The organism is Nitrospirota bacterium (assembly GCA_037386965.1).
Classification (GTDB): domain Bacteria; phylum Nitrospirota; class Thermodesulfovibrionia; order Thermodesulfovibrionales; family JdFR-86; genus JARRLN01.
The window spans coordinates 1-7,750 of the sequence record JARRLN010000092.1; the positions used below are offsets into that span (position 1 = coordinate 1).

General features: G+C 64.5%; 6 protein-coding genes. All 6 read right to left on the reverse strand.

Translation table 11 applies throughout. From position 1 onward, the window contains the following. Nucleotides 1–19: 19 nt before the first annotated feature. Nucleotides 20–2,044, reverse strand: a complete 2,025-nt coding sequence (locus P8Y39_11435; protein MEJ2192931.1) for a molybdopterin-dependent oxidoreductase — start codon at nucleotides 2,042–2,044, stop codon at nucleotides 20–22. A gap of 14 nt (nucleotides 2,045–2,058) precedes the next feature. Continuing rightward, entirely contained in the window at nucleotides 2,059–2,649 is a 591-nt protein-coding gene (locus P8Y39_11440; GenBank protein ID MEJ2192932.1) for an NADH-ubiquinone oxidoreductase-F iron-sulfur binding region domain-containing protein, read from the reverse strand. Next, nucleotides 2,646–4,565: an NADH-quinone oxidoreductase subunit NuoF gene (locus tag P8Y39_11445; GenBank protein MEJ2192933.1), complete on the reverse strand. Its 1,920-nt coding sequence runs from the start codon at nucleotides 4,563–4,565 to the stop codon at nucleotides 2,646–2,648. The genes P8Y39_11440 and P8Y39_11445 overlap by 4 nt, the downstream gene beginning before the upstream one ends. Continuing rightward, nucleotides 4,562–5,050: an NADH-quinone oxidoreductase subunit NuoE gene (gene nuoE, locus P8Y39_11450; GenBank protein ID MEJ2192934.1), complete on the reverse strand. Its 489-nt coding sequence runs from the start codon at nucleotides 5,048–5,050 to the stop codon at nucleotides 4,562–4,564. The genes P8Y39_11445 and nuoE overlap by 4 nt, the downstream gene beginning before the upstream one ends. Before the next feature lie 220 nt (nucleotides 5,051–5,270). Beyond that, nucleotides 5,271–7,274, reverse strand: a complete 2,004-nt coding sequence (gene cooS / locus P8Y39_11455; protein MEJ2192935.1) for an anaerobic carbon-monoxide dehydrogenase catalytic subunit — start codon at nucleotides 7,272–7,274, stop codon at nucleotides 5,271–5,273. 10 nt (nucleotides 7,275–7,284) lie between these two features. Continuing rightward, nucleotides 7,285–7,750, reverse strand: a 466-nt coding sequence (locus tag P8Y39_11460) for a CO dehydrogenase/CO-methylating acetyl-CoA synthase complex subunit beta (protein ID MEJ2192936.1), incomplete at its 5' end; no start/stop codon positions are given.

Consider the following 7,750-nt stretch of genomic DNA (forward strand, 5'->3'; position numbering starts at 1 on the left):
CTGGAGGCGTGTTGACAGGCTATCGGGCCGCTACCTTCTCGGTCTCCTTGAGCCAGAGCAGGCGCTGGGAGTTCAGAAGCGAGATGCTTACGGACTGGAGGATCATCTCGGGAGAGACGTTGAGCTCCTCCCTCCGGGCAAAGGGCCGCACCCGGCGGCTGCCCTCCGTCCTCGCCAGGGCCCTGGCCTCCTCCTCGGTGCCTTTCTTGATGGGCTTGCCCATGGCCTTTGCCAGGCGGGAGAATATTTCCCTGTGGCTCATGGCCTTCCCCATGGGCTCGATGAGCCGGGGGATATGGCGGAGCCTTCCCTTGAAGTCCACGATGGTGCCGGCCGACTCAAGATACGTGGCAGAGGGCAGGAGCACGTCGGCCTGCTTGGCGAGCTCCGTGATATGGGAGTTCTGCACAACCAGGAACTCCGTGCCCTCCGGCCTCACGCTCAGGGGCGCCTCGCCCACGGCATAGAGGGCCTTCATGCCCCCGGCGACCATCTCCCTGTAGGTCCTTCCCTCCGTGGTGAGCCCCATCAGGGCCACGCCCTTGGCGTTGCTCTCGAAGGTAAAGGCAAGGCTCCTGCCCTTGAGCAGGGCCAGGTTGGAGGCCGCGTGGAAGAGGGCGGGGCTTGCGAGAATAAGCGGTTTTTCCGACTGTGCCAGAATCTCCGCCGCCTGCTCGGCCTCTTCCGTCACCGGGGCATCCTGGACCATCCCGGCCAGCTCCCCCTCGCCCTTGAGCCCCTTTGCGAGGGCCGCCTTCGCCAACGACCTGAGGGACTGGACCTCGTCGCCCTTGAGGGAGACGCTGGCCACTTTGTCGAGCTTGGCCTCGCCGGAGTTGACGAGGATGAGCTTGCCGCCCCGGGCCACCTTCTTTCTGATGGCCACGTTCAGGGCGGGAAGCACCCGCTCCCGCTGCGAGGGGTCCACGCCCACCACGACAATCGTATCGGCGTCGGCCAGGACGGCCCTCTGGGAGTCCTTGAGGATGTCGGCGTCGGCATAGAGGCTCATGGTGGTGTCGACGTTCTTCGTCCCCACGGCCTCCCCGGCAAGGCGCCTGAGCGTCAGGGCGTCCTCGTTCTCGATGCTGGCCACGCTTATGAAGCCCGTCTCGCCGCCGGCCCCGGTCAGCTTTTCGGCCACGGTCTTCAAGGCGTCCTGCCAGGTGGTCTCCACGAGCTTGCCCTCCACGCGCTTCATGGGTGTGAGGAGGCGGTTATCGGAGCCCAGGTAATCGAAGCCGAAACGTCCGTAGGCGCATATGTACTTGCGCACGGAGCCCTTGTCCGCTCCGGCGTTGATCTTCTGAATGGACCCGTCCCGGGTGCTCACCGTTATGTCGCAGGCGTTTCCGCAGAGAAGGCAGACGGAGTTGGTTTTCTCGTACTCCCACTCGCGGCCCTTCCTCCAGCGGTCGGCCTCCATGATGGCGTTGACCGGACAGGCATCCACGCAGGAGCCGCAGAAGGTGCAGTCCGATTCCTCCAGGGCCCTGTCCACAACCGTGGTCACCTTGGCCCCCACGCCCCGGCCCATGAACTCCAGGACGTTGGTCCCCTGCTCCTTGCAGACCCGCACGCAGCGGCCGCAGAGCACGCAGTAGTCCGGGGACATCTTGATGAAGGGGTTGGAGACGTCCACCGGGTAGCCGAACCTCTTGCGCGTGAAGGAGGATTCCTTGATATCGAACTCGTAGGCGTAGCGCTGCAGGTTGCACACGCCGGCCTTGGTGCAGGTCATGCAGTCCAGGGGGTGCATGGAGAGGACGAGGTCCACGACGAACTTGCGGGACTCCTGGATTTCGTCGGTGCTGGTGCGCACCACCATCCCGTCCTTGACCCTGGTGTTGCAGGCGATGACCGGCCCGCGCGACCCCTCCACCTCCACCATGCAGAGCCGGCAGGCGCCCACCCCTTTCATGCCCTTCAGATAGCACAGGTTCGGTATGTGAATGCCGGCCAGCTCCGCTGCGTCGATGAGGTTCATGCCCTCCGGGGCCTTGAACTGCACCCCGTCAATGGTGATGTTCACCGTCTTTGCCATTGTCAATCCTCCCTTTATGCCTTTACCTTTTCCCGCGCCTCCTGGCCGATGGCGACCACTTCGATGGCGCTGGTGGGACAGACCTTGATGCACTCCCCGCACTTGGTGCAGCGTCTCTGCCGTATCTCGAAGGGCAAGTAGCAGCACTTGTAGGAAACCTGCTTCTCGCCGATGATGGCGGCGCTCTGGCAGGCCTCCTGGCAGAGGCCGCAGCGGATGCAGTTCTCCGGAACGTTCCGGTACTCGATGAAAGCCCGGCACTCCTTCTCCCCGCAGCGGCCTTCCACGTGCTCGGAGAAGGCGGGGGAGGCGAGGGCCTCCAAGAGGACCCGGGCGGTGTCCTTCCCCTTCTTGCACATGCTCATGGCCTGCATTTTCCGGGCTATCCGCCCGAGGGCCATTATGTCCTCCGGGGTTCCCTGTGCGCCTGCTATCTTTTCGAGCCTCACCCGCGCCTCGTAGCTTCCCATGGCACAGGGGAAGCACCGGCCGCACATGGGGCCCGCGAGGAACTCGCCCATATAAAACAGGGTCCTCCGCACCGGGCAACTTATCCCCTGGGCCTCGTTCAGGATGTCTTCGGTCTTCTTGGTCTTCGCCGTCATCTGTCCTCCACTCTCTGGAAATCACCCTCGGCCCTCCGCGCCGGTGCATCCGCCTCCTCGGCCGACCGCACAATCCTCACCGCACCCGAAGGGCAGACGGTGTAACAAGCCTTGCACCGGGTGCAGTAGTCCTGGTCGATGAAGTAGGCGTCGCGGGTCTCCTTCACGGCATCGAATGCGCAGGCCTCCGCGCAGAGGCCGCAGAGGATGCATTCTTTCCGGTTGATGACGAAGGTGCCCAGGCCTTTGCAGACCCTGGCGCGGCAGTACTTCTCGTTGACGTGCTCCTCGTACTCCTGGCGGAAGTACGTGAGCGTGGAGAGGATGGGCATCGGCGCCCCCTGGCCCAGGCCGCACAGGGCGGTCTTTTGCACCTGGCGAGCGATGCGCTCAAGCTCGTCGAGGTCCTCCTGTCTGCCCTGGCCGCCGGTGATGCGCTCCAGTATCCGAAGCATGTGGTAGGTGCCCAGGCGGCAGGGCGGACACTTGCCGCAGGACTCCGACTGGGTGAATGAGAGGAAATACTTGGCCACGTCCACCATGCAGGTGGTCTCGTCCATGACCACCATGCCCCCGGAGCCCATCATGGAGCCCGCTTTCCACAGGGAGTCGAAGTCCACCGGCATGTCCAGGTACTTCTCGGGGATGCACCCTCCCGAGGGGCCTCCGGTCTGCACGGCCTTGAACTTCCTGTCCCCCAGGATTCCCCCGCCGATGTCGTAGATGACCTCCCTCAGGGTAATGCCCATGGGGACCTCCACCAGGCCGGTGTTCTTGACCTTGCCGGTCAGGGCGAAGACCTTGGTCCCCGGGGAGCTCTCCGTGCCGATGGAGCGGAACCACTCCGCCCCCCGAAGCACCACGGGCGGGATGCACGCGTATGTCTCTATGTTATTGAGGTTGCTGGGGAAGCCCCAGAGTCCGCCCACGGGCTCCGAGAGGCGGGGCGGCCGCGGCCGGGGAAAACCCCGCTCTCCCTCGATGGAGGCCACCAGGGCTGTGGACTCTCCACAGACGAAGGCCCCCGCGCCCTCCCGGACGTCCAGGGCGAAGCTGAAGCCGGTCCCCAGGATGTTGTTACCCAGAAGCCCCAGCTTCTCGGCCTGGCCTATGGCGGTGCGCAGGTTCTCCACCGCCAGCGGGTATTCGTGCCGCACGTAGACGAAGCCGTAGCGGGCCCCGATGGCGTAGGCGCAGAGGAGCATCCCCTCTATCAAGCTGTGGGGGTCGCCCTCCATGATGGCCCTGTCCATGAAGGCCCCGGGGTCTCCCTCGTCGCCGTTGGCGATGACGAGCTTTATGTCTCCGGGCGCGTTCCGGGTGTGCTTCCACTTCCTGCCCGCCGGGAAGCCCGCACCGCCGCGGCCCCGCACATGGGCCCTGTCCACTTCTTCCATGACCCCGTCGGGGGTCATCGAGGAGAGGGCATGCTCCAGGGCGGCGTACCCGTCGCCCGCTATGTACTGGGTGATGTCCCGGGGGTCTATGTGGCCGTTGTTCCTGAGGGCGATGCGGACCTGTTTCTTGTAGAAAGGTATGTCCTGCATGGCCGTGACGGGCTCTGAAAGGATATCCTGCCTGAACAGGGACTGCCTGTAGGGCGCCCCCCTCTGGAAGGTATAGGTCACGAGGTCCGGGACCTGCTCGGGCCTGACCCGCTGGTAGAAGATGCCCGAGGGCTCCAGGTTCATCACCGGGCCCTTCTGGCAGAGGCCTTGGCAGCCGGTCTTGACGACCTCAAGCTCTATGCCCCTCTTTTTGGCCTCCTCCTCCATGGCCGCTACCACCTGGTGGGATTTTCCGGCGGAGCAGGCCGTCCCGGTGCATGCGCGCACCCGGAGGGAGCCGGGACCGGATGCCGCTCTCAGGCTCTCCCTGTACCGGGCCAAGGCCTGGGGGCTCGTCAGTTTCTTCATTTCCTTCTCCTTACGTCCCGGACGATTTCGCTGAACCTCTCCCTGGTCACCTCGCCCACCACCTCCTCGTTGACGGTGACCACGGGCGCCAGGCCGCAGCAGCCCACGCAGCCCACGGTCTCCAGGGTGAGGGACTTGTCCTCGGTGGTCTCACCCTCGGAGATGCCGAACTCCTGCTCGAATGCCTCCAGGATGTCGCCGGCGCCCCGGACGTGGCAGGCCGTGCCCGTGCACACGCAGGCCACGTTTCTGCCGCGGGGGGCGAAGTAAAACTGCTTGTAGAACGTCGCCGTGCTGTAAATCTCCGAGAGGGGGATGCCCAGCTTCCGGGAGAGCTTCTTCAGCTCGTCCTCGGGAAGGTAGTTGTGCGCTTTCTGGATTTCCTGCAAAGCGTGGATAAGAAGGGCCCTTGCCCTCTGCTCTTCCGTAAGGACCTTGCCCACCTCGCCGACGGCCTTATCCACCTGGAGCTTCTCGACCTTCATGAAGTCCTCCCTTTCCGATGGGATATAAAACGCCCTTCGCCGGTGGTGTTTCCGCTTTTTCCCCGCCCGGAAGGGCTGAAATGAGCCTGGTTCTTATAGTACCAGAAACAATCTTATAAAGCTCATTGAAAATATTTATAGTTTCATTAGTGCCAGCTAAAAGGACAAAAAAAGGCCCTCTTCGTCAAGAAGAGGGCCTTAAACCAGGCAGTAGCGGCTGCTACGAGATGCCCAGATGTGGTTTGACGTGCTTGTCGGCCTCTTCCAGCTTCCGGCGGGCCGCCATGTCCATGAGCACCCTTTCGGTACCGAACCTGCCCGGCTCGTAGGGGCGGAGCTTCAGCTCCTCGCGGGCCTTGTCGATATACTCCAGGGTCATCTGGAGGATCTTCTCCGGGTCGGGCTCGAAGCGCAGGCAGCCCTTGAACCGTTCGAACCACGTGTCGGTCATGATGTCGGTGACCACCTTGCTGGCCCCCACCGGGGAGTCGCCGCCGAAGATGACGGGTACGCCGCTGGCGGCGAAGTAGCAGCCGATGGCCACGGCCTTCTCGCTCATCCACTCCGGCGCGATGCCCACGGCGGGCATGCCGCCGATTTCGTCGGAGAGGCCGCCCTCGGCGGCCATGGCCGAGGCGATGGTCAGAATCCGGGAGTTGTCCACGCAGGCCCCCAGGTGCAGTATGGGCGGGATGCCGATGGCCTCGCAGACCTCCTTCAAGCCGGGCCCCGCCTGCTCCAGGGCGGTCTCCGGCGTGAGGTAGCCCGCGGTGCCGCAGGCCGCCGACCCGCACCCGGTGGAGACAATCAGCACGTCGTTCTTGATGAGCTCCGTGGCCAGGAACCGGTGTATGCCGGTGGCGGGAACCCGGGGGTTGTCGCAGCCGGCCAGGCCCACCACGCCGCGGACGCGGCCCGCCATGATGGCGTCGTTCAGGGGCCTGAAGCTCGCCCTCCAGCGTCCCCCCTGCATGTACTCGATGTACTCCTGGGAGAAGCCCGCCACCACCGGGTACTTCTCGGTGATGTGGCTTCCCTCGGCCTTCCTGTTGGGGAAATTGTCGATGGCGAGCCTGATGATCTCCTCGGCCACCTCGCGGGCACGGTGCTCGTCGTACTCGACGTGCACGGCGCCGGGAATCATCGCCTTCGGGGAGGTCGTGATGACCTTGGTGTGGAACTTCTTGGAAAGCTCCGTAATGGCCGGCATGATGCACTGCACGTCCACGCTCATGGCGTCTATGAGGCCCGTCATGAGGCCCAGCTCCTGGTTCGTGAACCCGCCGGCGGTGGGAATGCCGTGGCGCATGAGGACCTCGTTGGCGGTGCAGCACATGCCTCCGACGTTGATGCCCTTGGCCCCCTTGCTCTTGGCGTACTCCACGAGCTTGGGGTCCGAGGCCGCCTCCACAATCTGCTCGGCCAGCGAGGGCTCGTGCCCGTGGACGATGAGGTTGACCTGGTCCTCCAGGAATATGCCGAAGCTGGCCTCCGCCTTCACCGGCTTGGGCGTGCCGAAGAGGATGTCGGTGATGTCGGTGGATATCATCGAGCCCGCCCAGCCGTCGGCCAGCGAGGTCCTGAGGGCGTGCAGGAGCACGTGGTCCGGGTCGTGGTCCACGCCGATGCAGGTCCGGTGCATGGCCTCCACCACCTCGCGGTCGATGCCGCGGGGGATGATGCCCCACTTCTCCCACCGCTCCTGGGTCTTTCGGGGCGCCCGTTTGAGGTAGTTGATGTGGCCGTTCTGCCTGCCGAAGTCCTCCAGCAGCCTGGTGGCGACGTCGCGGGCCACGTCATTGACGGACCTGCCCTCGCCGTACTCGATGTCCAGGATGCCGGCCACCTTGTAGAGCTTCTTGACGTCCGTGATGCGGAAGTCCTTGGCCTCCCCCTCGGCAACGGCCAGAAGGGTGAGGGCCATGTCCCGGGCATGGTCGGAGTGGGCCGCCGTGCCGGCCGCAACCATTCTCAGGAGGTTCCGGGCGGCCACGGTGGGCAGATGCGCCCCGCAGATGCCGCGCATCTCCTCCTCGGCGTTCTTGCCGGTGAAGCGGCAGGGTCCCATGTGGCAGACCTTGCAGCAGGCCCCCTTCTCGCCGATGGGGCAGGGCTTCATCTTCTCGGCGCGCTCGAAGCACGTGGTGATGTCGTGCTGGCGCCCCCACTCTATGATTTTCTGAGCATCCGGACTGGCGCTTCGCGTGTGAGGAGTCTTCTCCATGTCTTCCTCCTTATATAATGGGCTCCATCTCCAGGGCGGGATGTCCCACGCTGGAGAGGAATTCCAGCAGTTTTTCGGAGTCCTCGCAGACGGTCTCGTCGGCTATCTTGTCCAGGAGGTCGGGGACGCCTTCCTCCTTGGCCCTCTCGTCGAAGCCCTCCTTGAGGGACTCCTTGAGGTTCTTCGTCATCCAGACGATCCTCTTTATGCCTCCGTCGCCGGAGAGGAATTTCTTGCTCACCACGAAGTTCCGCCCGATGCCCATGAACCCCGGGGACTGGAGGCCGCCGCCCACCGAGCCCGCCAGGGTGGAGAACTTCATGCCGGCCGGCGTCATGCCGGTATGTCCCCGCTGAACCAGCATCACGCCGTTGGCCTCCGGCACCAGGGCGATGATGCACTCGAAGCAGCCGCAGGAGGTCATGGGGTTTTCCATGATGGTGTAGAGGTTCAGCGTCTCCACCGCGCCGCCGGAG

What these genes read in the sequence shown, in the direction of transcription:
- P8Y39_11440 (MEJ2192932.1), bottom strand. Translation starts at nt 2,649, where the DNA reads ATGACGGCGAAGACCAAGAAGACCGAAGACATCCTGAACGAGGCCCAG.
- P8Y39_11445 (MEJ2192933.1), bottom strand. Translation starts at nt 4,565, where the DNA reads ATGAAGAAACTGACGAGCCCCCAGGCCTTGGCCCGGTACAGGGAGAGC.
- P8Y39_11435 (MEJ2192931.1), bottom strand. Translation starts at nt 2,044, where the DNA reads ATGGCAAAGACGGTGAACATCACCATTGACGGGGTGCAGTTCAAGGCC.
- nuoE (MEJ2192934.1), bottom strand. Translation starts at nt 5,050, where the DNA reads ATGAAGGTCGAGAAGCTCCAGGTGGATAAGGCCGTCGGCGAGGTGGGC.
- cooS (MEJ2192935.1), bottom strand. Translation starts at nt 7,274, where the DNA reads ATGGAGAAGACTCCTCACACGCGAAGCGCCAGTCCGGATGCTCAGAAA.